The sequence below is a fragment of the Pseudactinotalea sp. Z1748 genome (genome assembly GCF_049725185.1).
Lineage (GTDB): Bacteria > Actinomycetota > Actinomycetes > Actinomycetales > Beutenbergiaceae > CALKWS01.
This window is the reverse complement of sequence record NZ_JBMPQB010000012.1, coordinates 44,054-58,488: the sequence shown is the minus strand read 5'-3', so window position 1 is coordinate 58,488 and position 14,435 is coordinate 44,054. Positions and strand designations below refer to the sequence as shown.

The window sequence follows — 14,435 nt, the reverse complement described above, 5'->3', positions numbered from 1 at the left end:
CGCCTACCGGTGCAACTCGATGACGGTCTGCCCGATCCGGATTGGCTGCCCGATCCCCACCGGTACCGGTTCGGCGATGGGCTGGGCGCCCAGGTAGGTGCCGTTGGTCGACCCCAGGTCCTCCACGTACCAGCGGCCCTCGGAGGGGAAGATCCGGGCGTGCCGGTTGGAGGAGTAGTCGTCGTCGAGCACCAGGGTGCACCCGGGTGAGCGTCCGATCAGCACCGCCGACTCCCCCAGGGTCAGGGTGGTGCCGTTCAGGGGCCCGCCGGTGACCCGTAACCGCGTGGGCGTGCCGCGCCCGCGCCGCCCCGGTGCCGCCGGCCGGGGCGGACTCGGGCCACCCCGGGGATGCACCGAGTCCCGGGCCAACACACGCGTGCCGAAGATGTCGCGACGCAGTACTCCGATAGCGGAGAGCACCAGCAACCAGAGCAGCACGAGAAAGCCCAGGCGCAGCACCGTAACGACGAGTTCGCTCATCCAGCCGGGCTCACTGGTCGGAGTCGGTGCCGGACCAGAACAGGATCCGGGTGCGGCCGATCGTCAGGGTGTTGCCGTCCACCAGGGTGGCCGCATCCACCCGGTGCCCCTCGACGTAACTACCGTTGGTCGAGCCCAGGTCGCTCGCGATCACGCCGTCGGACGTGATCCGGATCTCCAGGTGGCGGCGCGAGACGCCGGCGTCGTCGACGATGATGTCGGCCTCGCTGCCCCGCCCGATCACGGTGACCGGTCCGGTCAACAGGTAGCGCTGGCCGTCGAGGTCCAGGATCGGGTGGCGGCTGGCGGCGTTCGGGGTGGTGGCTGGGGCGACGGCGCCGCGGCGGGAGGAGGAATGCACCCGGAACCGGCCGGCTTCGAGGTCCTCGGCCGGGGCGAAGGTGACATCCACCGGGCCCACGAACACGTAGTTCTGGCTCCGGGCGTGCTCGGTTGCGGACTCGACCATCTCCTGGGCCATCGCCTCCTCGCCCCAGTCCTGGACCTGCCCGAAGTCCTTCTCGGACAGCTCGACGGTGAAGGTGTTGGGCACCACGGTGCGGCCCCGGGAGAGGGCAGCGGTGCGGTCGTCCATGTCCCGTCGGATGGCGCTGGCGATCTCCACCGGCTTGAGGTCGGATCGGAAGGCCTTGGAGAAGACGCTGTTCACAGCGCGTTCCACGCCCTTCTCGAAACGGTCCAGAACACCCATCGCGGCACCTCCTCCCTGCGCTCGGACGCGGCGGGTGCCCCGCACGGGCGGGGGCGCGCAACGTCATCGGATACACCTAGTCTGTCTGATCGTAAACGTCTCGAGCCCCCGGTGGGGCGATGCCGCGCCCGAAACGGGCCGCAGGCAAGGGTGAACCCGCCGCATGAGGCTGCAGTGGTGTGCATCACGCGGGCGCTGGCGGATGCGGTTCGAACCGGGCCCGCGTGCTAACCTAACCGGGCTGAACATCGCCCACCACGGTGGGGATGTTCAGCAGTCAAGCGCGAGTGGCGGAATAGGCAGACGCGCACGGTTCAGGTCCGTGTGTCCGAGAGGACGTGGGGGTTCAACTCCCCCCTCGCGCACAGGTGGCAGGCTCCGGGTCGTCGATCCGGGACTCGCGATTCCGGAGATGGCCCGGACGACCAAGGGTGCACGAAAGGTGCTGTCGCTGCGCTGGTTGCCATCTCGGGCGAGATCAGGCCCCGGTGCTCGTAGCAACGCGCCGTCGACGCACCCTGGCGTCAGTCGACGGGGCGTCTCGTGGCCTGCTGCGTGGGATCAATCCGCCAGGCCTCACCGGCAGTCCTCCCTAGCAGAACTACGCCCACCATTGCTGCGACGAGGATGAACATGCCAGCAAACATGCCCACTCCCCGACGGCGGCCGAGGCGGCCGAGTCGTTGCCCACACCCCAGGAATTGGTCGCCTACCTCGACCAGGTGCCGCCTGCGGCGGACCAGGACGGCGACTGGGACGTGGTCGCCCTCTGGGCCGAAGGCGTGCCGGCACAGGAGTGCGCCGATGCCGGTGTGACGTGGCTGGTGGAATCGGCCTGGCCCACCGAGGTGGACCGGGTGGACGAGATGCGCCGAGCGATCAATACGGCGCTGCCCCGATAGGAGCGCAGTTGCCTGGCTGCCGAAATGGCCGGCCATGATTCATGGCGGCATTTCGGGACCGTTCGGGCACAGATTCTTCCTATGCCCGGTGGAATCGGCCACGACGATCCTCCCGGGGCGAATTCGCGGCGTCGACGTCGCCGCCGCCACGGCGGCGACGTGCAGGTTCGGCACTTGCCTCCGCGGCGTCCGGTACTCCCGGATGGACCGCCTCCTACCCACCGGCATTACCATCTGGCACCTCGCGATTGGGAACTAATCCGGTCCGCGCCGCCAAATAGTGATCAAGTCGTCAGGAAAATCGATACATTCCATGAGAGAATAGAAAGGCTGGCTCGCAGCGGTCGCGTACGTTCCTCCATAGGGGTGTAAGTTCCGCTGTGTCATCACCCACCGATGGTGGGTCTCGAGACGACCGCCGGTGGGCCCCAAAGAGCCGACCCAAGCGGTCGAGTGTGGCGCTCGTTCGTCGAAGGGTCACGCATTGAATTTCACCAAGGGTCAGGTCATCGTCCACCCCCACCACGGACCGGCGACCATCACGAAGACCACCACGCGCACCCTACGGGGCACGCGCATCCGTTACCTGAAGTTGCAGGTGTCCGGAACCGACCTCGTCGTCGAGGTTCCCGAGGAGCGGGCTGAGGAGACCGGCCTTCGTCCGGTGCTCGGCATCGAGGATCTGCGGGAGATCTTCGACGTGCTGGCGGCTCCGAGCGAGGAAGAGCCCTCGAACTGGTCCCGGCGCATCAAGGCCAACACCGACCGGTTCCGTAGCGGCGACATCCGCACGATCGCCGGGCTGGTCCGCGACCTCAGTCGTCGCCTTGACGGCAAGGGTCTGTCGTTCGGTGAGAAGAACCTCCTGCGCGACGCCCTGATCCCGCTGGTGGCGGAGATCTCCATCGTGCTGTCGTTGGACGAGGCCGAGACCGAGGCCACGATCGATGCGGCCATCCTGCAGGGCACGATCCCGCCGATGCCCGCGCTGGCCGCCGCCAGCTGAGCAGGGGCACCTCACGGGCCGGCCGCAAGACCATCTTTCGTGGCCGCCCGTGTTCGGCTGCCCGGATGGCAGGGCGGCGGGACCATGGCTGAGATCGCTCCGCCTGGCGCCGTCGGTGGTCTTCAGAACGGGGGCCAGGGGATTGGGGGCATCTCACCCGCGGGAGCGGGGAACCGAGCGTGGCGCAGCAGGTGGTCGCACCGCTCGACCAGTGCCGCGATCTCGGAACCGGAGATCAGTTCGCCGAGGGGGTCGCCCAAGTCGGTGTCCAGAGCGCCCTGGAGGCGCTCCAGGCCCGCCAGCTCCTCGGCGTGCAGATCATGGCCCAGCCACCCCCACAAGACCGTGCGCAACTTGTTGTCGCTGTGGAAGGTGAGCCCGTGGTCCACGCCATAGCGGTGCCCATCGGTCATCTCCAGCACGTGCCCGCCCTTGCGGTCGGCGTTGTTCACCACGATGTCGAACACGGCCATCCGCCGCAGCACCGGCGAGTCCTCGTGGATCAGTGAGACCGGACGGTCCTGTGCGTCCAGGCCGTCGAAGACGTGACACCAGCCTTCGACGGGAACGTCCTCGGTGGGGACCAGGTCGACCGCCTGCTGGGCCGGATCGGGCTGTTGCCACACCTGAACCATCCCCGGGCCGAAGGGGCCATCGCGCAGCCAGGTCCGTGGAACCAGGTCCCAGCCGAAGGACTCCGAGACGAGATAGGCCGCTACCTCCCGGCGGGCCAGGGTGGAGCCGGGGAAGTCCCAGAGGGGACGTTCGCCGGCCACCGGCTTGTAGACAACCTTCACCGTGCCGATCCGACCGAGGAAGGTGGCGTTGGAAGCCTGGATGATCCGACCCTCCAGGACGAGTTCGCCGTCTCGAAGGCCGGCGGGAATCACGGGAAACCGTCGGTCAGATCGCAGACATGGCCGTGCGGATCCACCGGCTGGCGGCAGAGCGGACACAGGGGACGGCCTGCGCCCACCACGGCCCGGGCGCGTTCGGCGAATGCCCGCGCGGCGCCGACCGGGATCCGGACCACGAGGGACTCCTCCAGTTCCGCGAGCGGCTCGAGCGTCTCAGGATCGACCTCGGGGGCCGCGAGGGCCTCGATGACGATCTGGGAGGTCGAGGCGTCCCAGCCCAGCGTCAGCGCACCTACCCGGAACTGCTCCTGCACGGGCTGATCCAGCGGGTCGTCGTCGAGAAGTCGTTCCGGTGGTGACTCCGGAACGCTGAAGGGGTTGTCCGGGTGGGACATCAGTTGATCGAGGAGTTTGTCGATCTGCTCGGCGAGCGCCGCCGACTGCTCCTTCTCCAAGGCGACGCTGACGATCTCGGCCTTGGTGCGGGCCTGCAGGTAGAAGGTACGTGAGCCGGGCTGACCGAGCGTGCCGACGACGAACCGATCGGGCCAGTCGAAGCTATGGACGATGCGGGACACCTCTCCATGTTAGGAGTCGCCGCAGGCACGTGCGTGCCCGGGCCCCGCTCCCCCACCGACCGGGGCTTCGCTTGCCTGCTCGCGCAGCCACGATAGGTCTCCCGCGTCGGTGTTCATGGCGACCACCTCGGGGCTGGTGGTCGTGTACCGCACGATCGACACCGATGCCGGATGGACGTGGATGCGTTGGAACAGGTCGAGGTGCAGACCGAGGGCGTCGGCCAGGATCGACTTGATGAGGTCGCCATGACTGACCACCGCCCATACCGCCGCGGACCCGTGCGTGGCCTGGAACCCGGCGTGATGACGTCGCACCGCCGCAACCGCCCGTGCCTGCATCGCAGCCAGGGACTCACCGCCGGGGAACACCGCGGCCGAAGGGTGTCGTTGGACTACCGTCCACAGGTCCTCCTTGGCCAGGTCGGCGATCTTGCGGCCCTGCCAATCGCCGTAGTCACACTCGGTCAGAGCGGTCTCGGTCGGTGCCGTCGGGGAGCCGGTTTGGTGAGCCAGGATCGCGTTCGCGGTCTGTCGGCAGCGCTCCAGCGGGCTTGAGACGACGCCCACCAAGGGCACGGCGCCGAGGCGCTGTCCGGTGCGCTCGGCCTGTTCCCGCCCGGTCTCATCGAGTTCGATACCGGGCGTGCGGCCGGCCAACACGCCGTCGGCGTTCGCGGTGCTACGACCGTGCCGGACCAGGATCACCGTGGACATATGTCCCGATCCTAAGTGCCTGGCTCTCCGAAGAGGGTTGTTCCCAACCACCGTGTGACACGCTGGGAGGACCCGTTCACCCTACGGACCTGACGGACGACGCCGTCTGCAAGGAGGAAACCATGTCGCGCCCGAACACCCTTGGACCCGACACCAACGCTGTGCACGCCGGCCGGGAGAACCTCGGCCAGGCGCACGTTCCGCCGATCGACCTGTCCAGCACCTACCAGATCACCGATGTGGAATCGGGTGGGGAGTCCTATGAGGTGCTCGCCGGTGGCGGGCGTCCACAGCCGGGCGGCTCGATGGTCTACTCCCGGCTCTGGAATCCCACCGTGGCCCGGTTCGAGGACGCCCTGGCCACGATGGAACGTGCCGAGGAGGCCGTCGCCTACGCCTCCGGCATGGCGGCTTTGTCCGCGGCCCTGTTGGCCGCCGTGCAGGCCGGTACCCCGCACGTGGTCGCGGTACGTCCGCTCTACGGGGGAAGTGACCACGTGCTGGCCACCGGTCTGTTGGGTACGGAGGTGACCTGGGCGCGGGCGGACGGCATTGCGCCTGCGCTGCGGCCCGACACCGGCCTGGTGATCATCGAGACTCCGGCCAACCCCACCCTGGAGCTGCTGGACATCGCCGCCGTTGTTGCCCAGGCCGGGGAGGTGCCGGTGCTGGTCGACAACACGTTCGCCAGCCCGGTCTTGCAGACTCCGGTCGCGCAGGGGGCGCGACTGGTGCTGCACTCGGCCACCAAATACCTCGGTGGCCACGGCGACATCGTGGGCGGTGTGATCGCCACCGATGCCCACTGGGCCCGCAGGCTCCGGGCGGTGCGGGCCCTGACCGGTGGCCTGTTGCACCCGCTGGCCGGGTATCAACTGCACCGCGGTCTGCAGACGCTTCCGGTGCGGGTCCGGGCCCAGCAGGAGGGTGCCCGCCAGGTGGCCAGGGTCCTGGTTGAACATCCTGGCGTCGCCCGGGTGTATTACCCCGGGCTGCCCGGTCAGGATCCGATGGGACTGGTCGGCACGCAGATGTCGGGGCCCGGGGCGATGCTGGCGGTGCAAGTACACGGCGGCTTCGAGGCAGCGGTGCGGGTGGCCGGGCGGTGCCGGCTGATCGGGCACGCGGTCTCCCTGGGTGGCGTGGACTCCCTCATCCAGCACCCGGCGGCCCTGACCCACCGCCCGGTGGCACCGGAGGCGCGTCCCCATCCGGACGTGCTGCGGATCTCCGTCGGGCTGGAGGACCCGGTCGATCTCATCGCGGACCTGCAGCAGGCCCTGGGCGACCCGGCGCCGAGGCGCCGCCCCTGCGCCCAGGCCTCGCCGTCGGCACCGGTGCGGACCACACCCTCGACCCACCACGCCTCGACGTGAGTGCGTCGAGGCGGTGTGGTGCCCGAGACGTGGCTCGCATCCGGCCACTCGCCGTGGCTTCCGCCGTAATCGGGACGGCATCGGTCAGGATGGCGCCATGGTCACTGACGTGGATCGAGCGCACCTGCGCCGATGCGTGCAACTGGCACGCGCGGCCCTGGACGGCGGGAACTCGCCCTTCGGGTCGGTGCTGGTGGGATCGCAGGGCACCGTGTTGTTCGAGGACCACAACCGGGACGCCGAGGGTGATCGCACCCGGCACCCGGAGTTCTCGATCGCCCGGTGGGCCGTGGAGCATCTGGGGCCCAAGCAGCGATCGGCGGCGACCGTGTACACATCCGGTGAGCACTGCCCGATGTGTGCGGCCGCGCACGCATGGGCAGGTCTGGGCCGGATCGTCTACGCCACCTCCTCCGATCAGTTGCGGGGCTGGCGGGGTGAACTTGGGGCGGCGCCCGCGCCGGTGGCACCGTTGCCTATCGCTCAGGTGGCCCCCGGAATACGTGCGGAGGGCCCGGTCGAGGAGTTCGCCGAGGAGGTTCGCGATCTGCAGCGCCGCTACCACCAGGACTGAGCAGGCAGGCGGCGCGGCGTGACCACGAACCGTGGCGAGCGAGCGGTGGGCCCGGCCCCGGCTATGGGCCTTGACGAGTCGACCCGCGTCCGGGTCCAGAAGCGCACCCTGACCGTGGTGGTGGTCAGCCAGGTCCTGGGCGGGGCGGGTCTGGCCGCCGGGATCACCGTGGGCGCGCTGCTGGCCCAGGAGATGCTCAGCCGCGACGGGCTGGAAGGGCTCCCCGTGGGTCTGTTCACCCTCGGGTCGGCGCTCGCGGCCTACCTGGTGGGGCGGTTCACCCACCGGTGGGGAAGGCGGGTGGGTCTCGGGATCGGGTTCGGGGCCGGGGGCATCGGTTCGCTCGGTGTGGTTGGCGCGGCGGTCACCGGCAATGTGCCCTTGCTGTTCGTGTCCTTGTTCGTCTACGGCGCCGGCACCGCGACCAACCTGCAGGCCCGGTACGCCGGGACGGATCTGGCCCTCCCGGCGCGGCGGGGCGCGGCAATCAGTATCGCGATGGTGGCCACCACCCTGGGTGCGGTGGCCGGGCCGAACCTGGTGGAACCGTTGGGTGTCCTGGCCACGACCCTGGCGATTCCGCCGCTGGCCGGCCCGTTCCTGCTCGCCGGCGTGGCCTACCTGGCGGCCGGGGCAACCTTGATGGTGTTCCTGCGGCCGGACCCGTACCTGCTGGCGCGTCGCCGCGACGCGCGGGCGGCGGAGGGTGTCGGGACGGCGGAAGCACCCGGACGAGCATCCGGTCCTGCGGGTCCGGACACGGCCGAGCCGGTGCCCAGGGCGGGTGCGGGGGCGTACGTGGGTGCCACCGTGATGGTGCTCAGTCAGATCGCGATGGTGGCGATCATGACGATGACGCCGGTGCACATGCGGGCCCACCACCACGACCTGGCTGCGGTGGGGCTGGTGATCGGCATCCATGTCGGTGCCATGTACCTGCCGTCCCTGATCACCGGGGTGCTGGTGGACAAGGTCGGTCGCACCCCGATGGCGATCGCTTCGGGAATCACGCTGCTGCTGGCCGGGCTCACCGCCGCGCTGGCGCCCGCGGACTCCCTGTTCTGGCTCATCCTGGCTCTCGCTCTGCTCGGCCTGGGCTGGAACTTCGGGGTGATCGCCGGAACGGCACTGGTGGTCGATGCCACCGTTCCACAGAACCGCCCGCGTACCCAGGGCACTATCGACGTCCTGATCGCTCTGGCCGGCGCCGGTGGTGGTGCAATGTCCGGTGTGGTGGTCGCGGCGACAGACTTCGCCACGCTGTCCCTGGCCGGCGGGGTGTTATCCCTGATGTTGATTCCGGTGCTGGTGTGGGCCCGGCGGCGCGGCCGCCGCACCCCTGAGGCGTGAGACAACGACCTCCGGACAGATCGCGTGGACCGTTGTCATCGAACCCGGGCCGCACGGCCCGTGGCCCCGGACACCGGATCGGTGCCCGGGGCCACGCCCCCCGGTTCTCCCGTGTGGCGGTTACTGCAGGTTCACCGTCACCCCCCGGGAGAACATCGAGCCGTGGAGTTCCACCGCGGCCGGTTCGGCGTCTGCCGGGACATCGAAAACCAGTGTGGTCCGGGCCGTGTTGCCCGGGTTGATCTCGGTCAGCAGGAACTCGCCGTCGTCGAGGAGAAGAGCGGCGGAATCGTCGGCGGAATGGGTGCGTCCCTCGATGTCGACCAGGCCCTGCTCGGACGTCCAGAAGGTCTCGGCGGCACTGCCGGTGTTGGTTACCTCGAGGTAGACCAGCACGAACTGACCCTGGGGCTGCTCGTTCAGGAACTCCGACCCGATCCGGCCCACGCCGGTCTCGATCTCGGTGACCACGAACTCGAAGTCCCCATCGGATACGTTCTCACCGATCCCGGGCGCCTCGGCCGGCTCATCGTCCTGCTGCGCGGCATCGGCGTTCGTCTCCGCGGACTGACCGGGTGCGGCGCTGGTGCCCTCGTCCCCATCCCCGGAGGTGGCGATGCCAATGACCGCGACGAACGCGAGGACAGCGAGAAACCCGGTGAGGATCTTGTGCCGGGCGAACCAGTTCTGTTTGGGAGGTGCGGGGGGCTCCGGCTGTGCCGGGCCGGGGTAAGGGGCGTGCGGTGCCGCGGCACCGTGCGGTGGACCGGTAGGTGTTCCCGGCGGCGGACCCTGTGGATGTTGACTCATGATGCTCCTGTTCTCAGATGGCGAACCTGCAGTACGTCATCGAGCCTGTCCGCCCGGACCCCTTCAGCGCTTCGTCCGATCCGATGCACCCAGCCAGCCGAAAGTCGTAGCCGGGCGGTGGTAACCATGGCCAACCGGATGACGTCCGTTGTGGGTGGTGATGCCTACGATGCGTGACATGACCAGCCCCGGCCCGGATCGCCCGCTGCCCGAGCGTGCCCCGCCGCCTCCCGAGCCGGTCACCACGAACAGGCGGATAGTGGGCTGGGCCGGAACCGCGATCGCGGTGACTCTCGCGTTCATCGGAACCCTGTTGGATGCCACCTTCGCCACCGGTGGGATGCCGGACCTGGACTCGGCGGTGCTGTGGTGGCTGGTATGGGTACTCGTGGGGGGCGGCGCAGCGGTTGCGCTGGCCTGGCGCATCCAGCACGCGTTCGTGGTGTGCCTGGTGAGTGCGGCGCTGTTCGCGGTGTTTCCCGTGGGACCCATCGGGGCGATGTGTGCGCTGGTGTGGGTCTACATCACCCAGCGCTGGCGGAACGTGGCCATCGCCACCGCAGCGGTCGCCGCTGCCCTCAGCATCGGGGCCTGGCGGGACCACGCCCGGGGTGTCGACGCGATGTTCGTCTTCGTCGATGAGGTGTCCGGGGAGACGGTGCAGATGAACCCGGTGGGCTATGTCGCCCTGGTGGTGCTGGGCGTGGGGTTGACGGTCGCGATCGGGATGGCACGCCGCTATCGCGCGAGCGCCCGTGCCGCCCGGCAGGCCGAGCGGGCGCACGAGCGCGCCGCGCATCAGTTGCGCACGGAACTGTCCCGTCAGGAGGAGCGCGACCTGATCGCCCGGGAGATGCACGACACCGTCGCGCATCACCTGTCCCTGGTATCCCTGCACGCCTCGGCGCTGGAAGTCACCGCCGCCGATCCCGGCACCGACGTGCCCGGGGCGGCCCGTTCGATGCGTTCGGCCGCGCACAGAGCGCTGGAGGAGATGCGCACGTTGATCAGCACGTTGCGCGACTCCGCGGCCTCGGACCACCTCGGCGCAGGCGCCCCCACGCTCGATGACCTGCCCGGGCTGGTGGACGATGCCCGCAGCGCCGGAGCGGACATTACCCCGATGATCATGGTCTCCGGAGCGGAATCGGCCCCGCCGGCGCTGACCCGAGCGGTCTACCGGATCGTGCAGGAGGGCCTGACGAACGCGGTCAAGCACGCCCCCACCGCACCGGTACAACTGGACCTGCGTGCCGCTCCCGGGCGGGGCGTCCAGGTCACGGTGACCAACCGCCTGCTCCCACAGGAGACCGGCGGGTCCGGGTCTTGGAGGGGCGCGCCAGGGCGGGTCGGATCGGCAGCCGCCGCCGTCGGGCCTCCCGGCAGTGAGCCGGGGCCGGCGCCGGGCTCAAGCGGATCCGGGCTGCGCGGGATTGCCGAACGGGTGCACATGCTCGGGGGAACCTTTCAGGCAGGAGTCGACGGCGACACGTACCTCCTGCACGCAGGGTTGCCCTGGGTGGCGACCACCTCGGGGTAGCGCCCCGCCCGACGTGTGCGCGGGCAGCCCGGGCGGGCGAGAGAAGTTCTGCCGGCGCGCCGAGTGTGGCGGGGCGCGGCTGCCGCGTCGTTGCCGCTGGGCGGTGTCGGAGGCCGGTTCTAGACTCGGCTGAATGATCCGGGTACTCGTGGTGGATGATGACGCGATGGTGCGTCAACTACTTCGCACCATCATCGAGCAGGCCGATCTTTCCGTGGTCGCCGATGTCGGCGACGGCGATGAGGTCATACCCGCGGTGCACAAGCATCATCCCGACGTGGTTGTGATGGACCTGCGGATGCAGCGCGTCAGCGGGGTGGAAGCGACCCGGTCGGTGATGGCCCTGCCGGACCCGCCGGGGGTAATCGCGCTGACTTCCTTCGACAGCGAGGACGTGATCCTGGAGGCCGTGCACGCCGGGGCCCACGGCTTTCTGGCCAAGGATGCCGACCCGGCCGAGATCATCACCGCGATCCGCTCGGTGGCCGCCGGCGACGGAGCGTTGTCCCCGCGAGCGGCTCGTACGGTGATGGCCCACGTCCAGGCCGACACCTCCGGTCAGAAACGCCGGGAGGCCAGGGAGCGGGTGGAACGGCTCACGGACCGGGAGCAGGCCATTACCACTGCGGTTGCCGCCGGTCTGACCAACGCCCAGATCGCTCGCCAGAATTACCTCAGCGAGGCCACCGTCAAGACGCACCTGACCAACGCGATGACCAAGCTCGACGCAGCCAACCGGGTGCAGGTGGCGTTGGTGATCGACCGCGCCGCGAGTGGGCGCTCGCACGGGTAGGTTGGTCGGGTGCGACGAGCGGAGAAGGTGGAGCGGATCAGCGAGATCCTGGAAGACCTCTACCCGGAACCGGTGCCGGCGTTGGACCACACCGACGCCTACACCCTGCTGGTGGCGGTGGCCCTGTCCGCCCAGACCACTGACAAGAAGGTCAATGAGGTCACCCCGGTTCTGTTCGCGGAGGCTTCCACACCGGAGCAGATGCATGCCCTGGGTGCGGAACGGATCCGGGAACTGATCCGTGAGATCGGCCTGGCACCCACCAAGGCGCGCAACCTCTGGACCGCGGCCGGGCAGATCATGGACGCCGGGGGCGAGGTGATCCCGGACTGGGAGTTCCTGGAGTCCCTGGCCGGGGTGGGGCACAAGACCGCGAGTGTGGTGATGGCTCAGGGGTTCGACATCCCGGCCTTCCCGGTGGACACCCACATCTTCCGCCTGGCCCGCCGCTGGGGGCTGTCCACCGGCACCACGGTGGAGAAGGTGGAGGCCGACCTCAAGCGGGCCTTCCCCAAGGACACCTGGAACCGCCGTCACCTGCAGATCATCTACTTCGGCCGGGAGTACTGCCCGGCGCAGCGCCACGATCTGGCCATGTGCCCGATCTGTTCCTTCGCGGCCACCAAGAAGCAGAGGCAGTCCGAGGCCAAGGCCCGCGCCGGGCGCCGCAAGACCACATCCGCACCCGCCGACGTCGTCCCGGCTGCGGCCAAGCGCGGCCGCTAACTCACCCGCAGTAGCTGCCCGTCAGCGGATCACCATGGTCGTGGAGCCGGTGGTGCCGGTGTCCACTTCGATGAACAACCGGGTCAGTCGGTCCCCCCAGACCTCGGTCAGCATCGGGTCGTCGAGTTCCTGCACCTCCAGGCCGGCGGGCAGGTCCGGATCCCAGGTGAGTTCGAGAGCATCCTCGCCCTGCACGGGCGTCACCGTGGCGCGCCCGGGTTCGACGAGCCGCACCGACCCGGCCAGGATCCAGTGCACTCGGGTGGGTCCGGTCTCACCGTCCGGGGCGTCCAGGTGCCAGGAATCGCTCACCCGCACCTCGCCGTCGCCCAGTTCCGCCCGGCGCACCCAGGTGCGCACATCCTCGCGCGGGTACGCCGCGGCCAGGTCCAGTTCCATGCCCCGGGGCGCCTCGTCGTCGGGAAGCACCGAGACGCTCCGCGCCCGGTACCGCTCCCCGTCCCGTTGTCCACTGCCGCGGATCAGTGGCACGCTGTGCCACTGGCTCTGCATGGGCCACAACTGGTACCGGTCCGGTCCGAACGTCTGCCGGGTGTAGGTGGGCCGTCCGGCATCGACCACCACAGGCACCCCGTTCAGGGCCACCGTCACGGCGCCGATGTCGTTGTGGTTGTGGTTCTCCCCGTTGTGCCCGCCCTTGATCGTCAGGCTCAGGCGCCGCTCCCGCTGGGCGGGGCCATGACGCACCAGCATCTGGACCGAGGGCAGCCACACCGCGGGTTCCGGGGAAGCTTCAGCACCCCCGGCGGCGGCGGCGAAGGCGGTGTCGGTGATTGTGTGCAGGATCCGGCCCAGCGAACTGGTCGGTCGCCGGTGCACCGTGATCAGCGGCTCCCCGGGGCGGACCTGGGCGGCGGCGTGGTCCCGGGCCCGGTCGTCGCCGAGGCGCACCGCCCAGCGGTAGGGCACGTTCCAGGGGACCCCGGGGTAGGCGCGGGCCGCGCTGTCGGCAACCCCGACGTACCAGCCCCGCCCCAGGTGCATCCGGTGCAGATAGGCCAGTGCGGCTCCGACGGCCGGGATCGCACCTGGGTCGAGCTCGCCTCCGGTGGCGTGGTGCAGTACGTCGAGCATCTCCAGCAGCCGGCCGACGCCCTCCCACCAGTACGAGGCGCCCTCATCGACGGCGCCATCGGCCGGCAGCGAGTCCACGAAGTTGTCGGCGTCGGCGATCGTCTGGGCCACGATCCGGGCGCGCAGGTCCGCCTCTTCGGGTCCGTCGAGCAACCGCAGCGCGGCCAGCGCCACGTTGCCGCAGATCCACGGGTTCCAGTTGTTCACCCGGCGCTCGGTGCCGATCCACCACCAGTCGCGCCGCTGCAGGTAGGGGTCCAGTACTCGCAGCCGGGCTTCGCGGCGCAGCCTGGTGCGCAGGCCGGGGAAGTGCTCGTCCAGGGACGCGCCGAGCAGGTGATCGGTCCAGGTGATCTGGGCGACGACCTCACCGGCGCCCAGGTCCAGCACCGGGGCGTCCGGGTCTGGCAGTAGCCAGCCGCGCTTGCTGAAGGACTCCTCATGGGCGGGCCAGCACCAGGTGGTCTGCTCGCACAACTGGATCAGGCCGTCGGCCACGTCATCGAGCCAGTGCGCCTCGCCGGTCACGGCCGCGGCGATGACCGCACGGGACAACCGGCCCTGCCGGGTGAAGACCTGCTCCTCATAACCCACCCGGTTGTCGGCGCGGACGTAGTCGGCCAGCAGCGTGGCCAGGGTGTGCGGCCAAGGGTGCTCGCGGTCGCACTGCGCGTTCTCGATCAGGTCGGTCACGCTGGGGTGGTGCAGCCGCCCGGCCCCGAGGTCCCAGACGGCGCGGTCGGTGGCCGGCGCCACCGGCAGTGCCTGGTCGGGGGCCCGCAGTACGTTCCGCAGCGCCGGCGCCTCGGCCCGGTCCCCCCACAATGCGCGCATCGGAGTGGTGGAGTCCTGCACGCTGCCTCCATCCGAAATGTTCGTTTCTGTCCGGGTTCTTGGTCGCCACGGCCGATTTGCGGAT

General features: G+C 69.7%; 15 protein-coding genes and 1 tRNA gene. 9 read left to right on the top strand and 7 right to left on the bottom strand.

Going from position 1 to position 14,435, the window contains the following annotated elements:
- Positions 1 to 3: 3 nt before the first annotated feature.
- Positions 4 to 483: an FHA domain-containing protein FhaB/FipA gene (locus ACO0LU_RS18335; RefSeq protein WP_424792794.1), complete on the bottom strand. Its 480-nt coding sequence runs from the start codon at positions 481 to 483 to the stop codon at positions 4 to 6.
- 10 nt (positions 484 to 493) lie between these two features.
- A complete protein-coding gene (locus ACO0LU_RS18330) occupies positions 494 to 1,195 on the bottom strand; it encodes an FhaA domain-containing protein (RefSeq protein WP_424792793.1) in 702 nt (233 codons plus the stop codon).
- 281 nt (positions 1,196 to 1,476) lie between these two features.
- Between ACO0LU_RS18330 and ACO0LU_RS18325 the strand changes: the two genes are divergently transcribed.
- The 3 genes from ACO0LU_RS18325 to ACO0LU_RS18315 all read left to right on the top strand — a co-directional run bounded on the left by ACO0LU_RS18325 (position 1,477) and on the right by ACO0LU_RS18315 (position 3,103).
- A tRNA-Leu gene (locus ACO0LU_RS18325) sits at positions 1,477 to 1,560 on the top strand.
- Between the two features lie 318 nt (positions 1,561 to 1,878).
- Positions 1,879 to 2,097, top strand: coding sequence for a hypothetical protein (locus ACO0LU_RS18320; protein ID WP_424792792.1), 219 nt, complete (start codon positions 1,879 to 1,881; stop codon positions 2,095 to 2,097).
- Positions 2,098 to 2,581: 484 nt separating this feature from the next.
- Complete coding sequence (locus ACO0LU_RS18315) at positions 2,582 to 3,103, top strand: CarD family transcriptional regulator (RefSeq protein WP_424792791.1); 522 nt, start codon at positions 2,582 to 2,584, stop codon at positions 3,101 to 3,103.
- A 122-nt stretch (positions 3,104 to 3,225) separates the two neighbouring features.
- Here the strand turns inward: ACO0LU_RS18315 and ACO0LU_RS18310 are convergent, their stop codons facing one another.
- Genes ACO0LU_RS18310 through ACO0LU_RS18300 form a run of 3 tightly spaced genes read right to left on the bottom strand, consistent with a single transcriptional unit; the run spans position 3,226 to position 5,252 of the window.
- Complete coding sequence (locus ACO0LU_RS18310; protein WP_424792823.1) at positions 3,226 to 3,990, bottom strand: SCO1664 family protein; 765 nt, start codon at positions 3,988 to 3,990, stop codon at positions 3,226 to 3,228.
- Positions 3,990 to 4,538 (bottom strand): DUF3090 domain-containing protein, encoded by a 549-nt coding sequence (locus tag ACO0LU_RS18305; protein ID WP_424792790.1) that lies wholly within the window; start codon positions 4,536 to 4,538, stop codon positions 3,990 to 3,992. Before ACO0LU_RS18305 ends, ACO0LU_RS18310 begins: the two co-directional genes overlap by 1 nt.
- Positions 4,539 to 4,547: 9 nt before the next feature.
- Positions 4,548 to 5,252, bottom strand: coding sequence for an MSMEG_4193 family putative phosphomutase (locus ACO0LU_RS18300; protein ID WP_424792789.1), 705 nt, complete (start codon positions 5,250 to 5,252; stop codon positions 4,548 to 4,550).
- A 122-nt stretch (positions 5,253 to 5,374) separates the two neighbouring features.
- On the opposite strand from ACO0LU_RS18300, the gene ACO0LU_RS18295 reads away from it, so the two are divergent.
- The 3 genes from ACO0LU_RS18295 (at position 5,375) to ACO0LU_RS18285 (ending at position 8,552) form a co-directional block, all read left to right on the top strand.
- On the top strand, positions 5,375 to 6,628 hold the full coding sequence (locus tag ACO0LU_RS18295; protein WP_424792788.1) for a trans-sulfuration enzyme family protein: 1,254 nt from the start codon (positions 5,375 to 5,377) through the stop codon (positions 6,626 to 6,628).
- 97 nt (positions 6,629 to 6,725) lie between these two features.
- Positions 6,726 to 7,202: a nucleoside deaminase gene (locus tag ACO0LU_RS18290; protein WP_424792787.1), complete on the top strand. Its 477-nt coding sequence runs from the start codon at positions 6,726 to 6,728 to the stop codon at positions 7,200 to 7,202.
- 18 nt (positions 7,203 to 7,220) lie between these two features.
- Complete coding sequence (locus tag ACO0LU_RS18285) at positions 7,221 to 8,552, top strand: MFS transporter (RefSeq protein WP_424792786.1); 1,332 nt, start codon at positions 7,221 to 7,223, stop codon at positions 8,550 to 8,552.
- Between the two features lie 120 nt (positions 8,553 to 8,672).
- On the opposite strand, the gene ACO0LU_RS18280 is transcribed toward ACO0LU_RS18285, so the two are convergent.
- The gene (locus ACO0LU_RS18280; RefSeq protein ID WP_424792785.1) at positions 8,673 to 9,362 is read right to left on the bottom strand and encodes a DUF4352 domain-containing protein; all 690 of its coding nucleotides are present in this window, start codon (positions 9,360 to 9,362) and stop codon (positions 8,673 to 8,675) included.
- A 178-nt stretch (positions 9,363 to 9,540) separates the two neighbouring features.
- Here ACO0LU_RS18280 and ACO0LU_RS18275 point away from each other — a divergent pair, with 178 nt between their 5' ends.
- The 3 genes from ACO0LU_RS18275 to ACO0LU_RS18265 all read left to right on the top strand — a co-directional run bounded on the left by ACO0LU_RS18275 (position 9,541) and on the right by ACO0LU_RS18265 (position 12,421).
- The gene (locus tag ACO0LU_RS18275; protein WP_424792784.1) at positions 9,541 to 10,902 is read left to right on the top strand and encodes a sensor histidine kinase; all 1,362 of its coding nucleotides are present in this window, start codon (positions 9,541 to 9,543) and stop codon (positions 10,900 to 10,902) included.
- A 133-nt stretch (positions 10,903 to 11,035) separates the two neighbouring features.
- Positions 11,036 to 11,695 (top strand): response regulator transcription factor, encoded by a 660-nt coding sequence (locus tag ACO0LU_RS18270; RefSeq protein WP_424792783.1) that lies wholly within the window; start codon positions 11,036 to 11,038, stop codon positions 11,693 to 11,695.
- Positions 11,696 to 11,704: 9 nt separating this feature from the next.
- Positions 11,705 to 12,421: an endonuclease III domain-containing protein gene (locus ACO0LU_RS18265; protein WP_424792782.1), complete on the top strand. Its 717-nt coding sequence runs from the start codon at positions 11,705 to 11,707 to the stop codon at positions 12,419 to 12,421.
- A 21-nt stretch (positions 12,422 to 12,442) separates the two neighbouring features.
- On the opposite strand, the gene ACO0LU_RS18260 is transcribed toward ACO0LU_RS18265, so the two are convergent.
- Positions 12,443 to 14,371 carry a heparinase II/III domain-containing protein gene (locus ACO0LU_RS18260; protein WP_424792781.1) on the bottom strand — a complete coding sequence of 643 codons (1,929 nt, stop codon included), beginning with the start codon at positions 14,369 to 14,371 and terminating at the stop codon, positions 12,443 to 12,445.
- Positions 14,372 to 14,435: the final 64 nt, after the last annotated feature.

Coding starts and splice junctions, on each gene's coding strand:
- ACO0LU_RS18270 (WP_424792783.1), top strand. CDS start 11,036: ATGATCCGGGTACTCGTGGTGGATGATGACGCGATGGTGCGTCAACTA.
- ACO0LU_RS18275 (WP_424792784.1), top strand. CDS start 9,541: ATGACCAGCCCCGGCCCGGATCGCCCGCTGCCCGAGCGTGCCCCGCCG.
- ACO0LU_RS18335 (WP_424792794.1), bottom strand. CDS start 483: ATGAGCGAACTCGTCGTTACGGTGCTGCGCCTGGGCTTTCTCGTGCTG.
- ACO0LU_RS18280 (WP_424792785.1), bottom strand. CDS start 9,362: ATGAGTCAACATCCACAGGGTCCGCCGCCGGGAACACCTACCGGTCCA.
- ACO0LU_RS18290 (WP_424792787.1), top strand. CDS start 6,726: ATGGTCACTGACGTGGATCGAGCGCACCTGCGCCGATGCGTGCAACTG.
- ACO0LU_RS18295 (WP_424792788.1), top strand. CDS start 5,375: ATGTCGCGCCCGAACACCCTTGGACCCGACACCAACGCTGTGCACGCC.
- ACO0LU_RS18330 (WP_424792793.1), bottom strand. CDS start 1,195: ATGGGTGTTCTGGACCGTTTCGAGAAGGGCGTGGAACGCGCTGTGAAC.
- ACO0LU_RS18300 (WP_424792789.1), bottom strand. CDS start 5,252: ATGTCCACGGTGATCCTGGTCCGGCACGGTCGTAGCACCGCGAACGCC.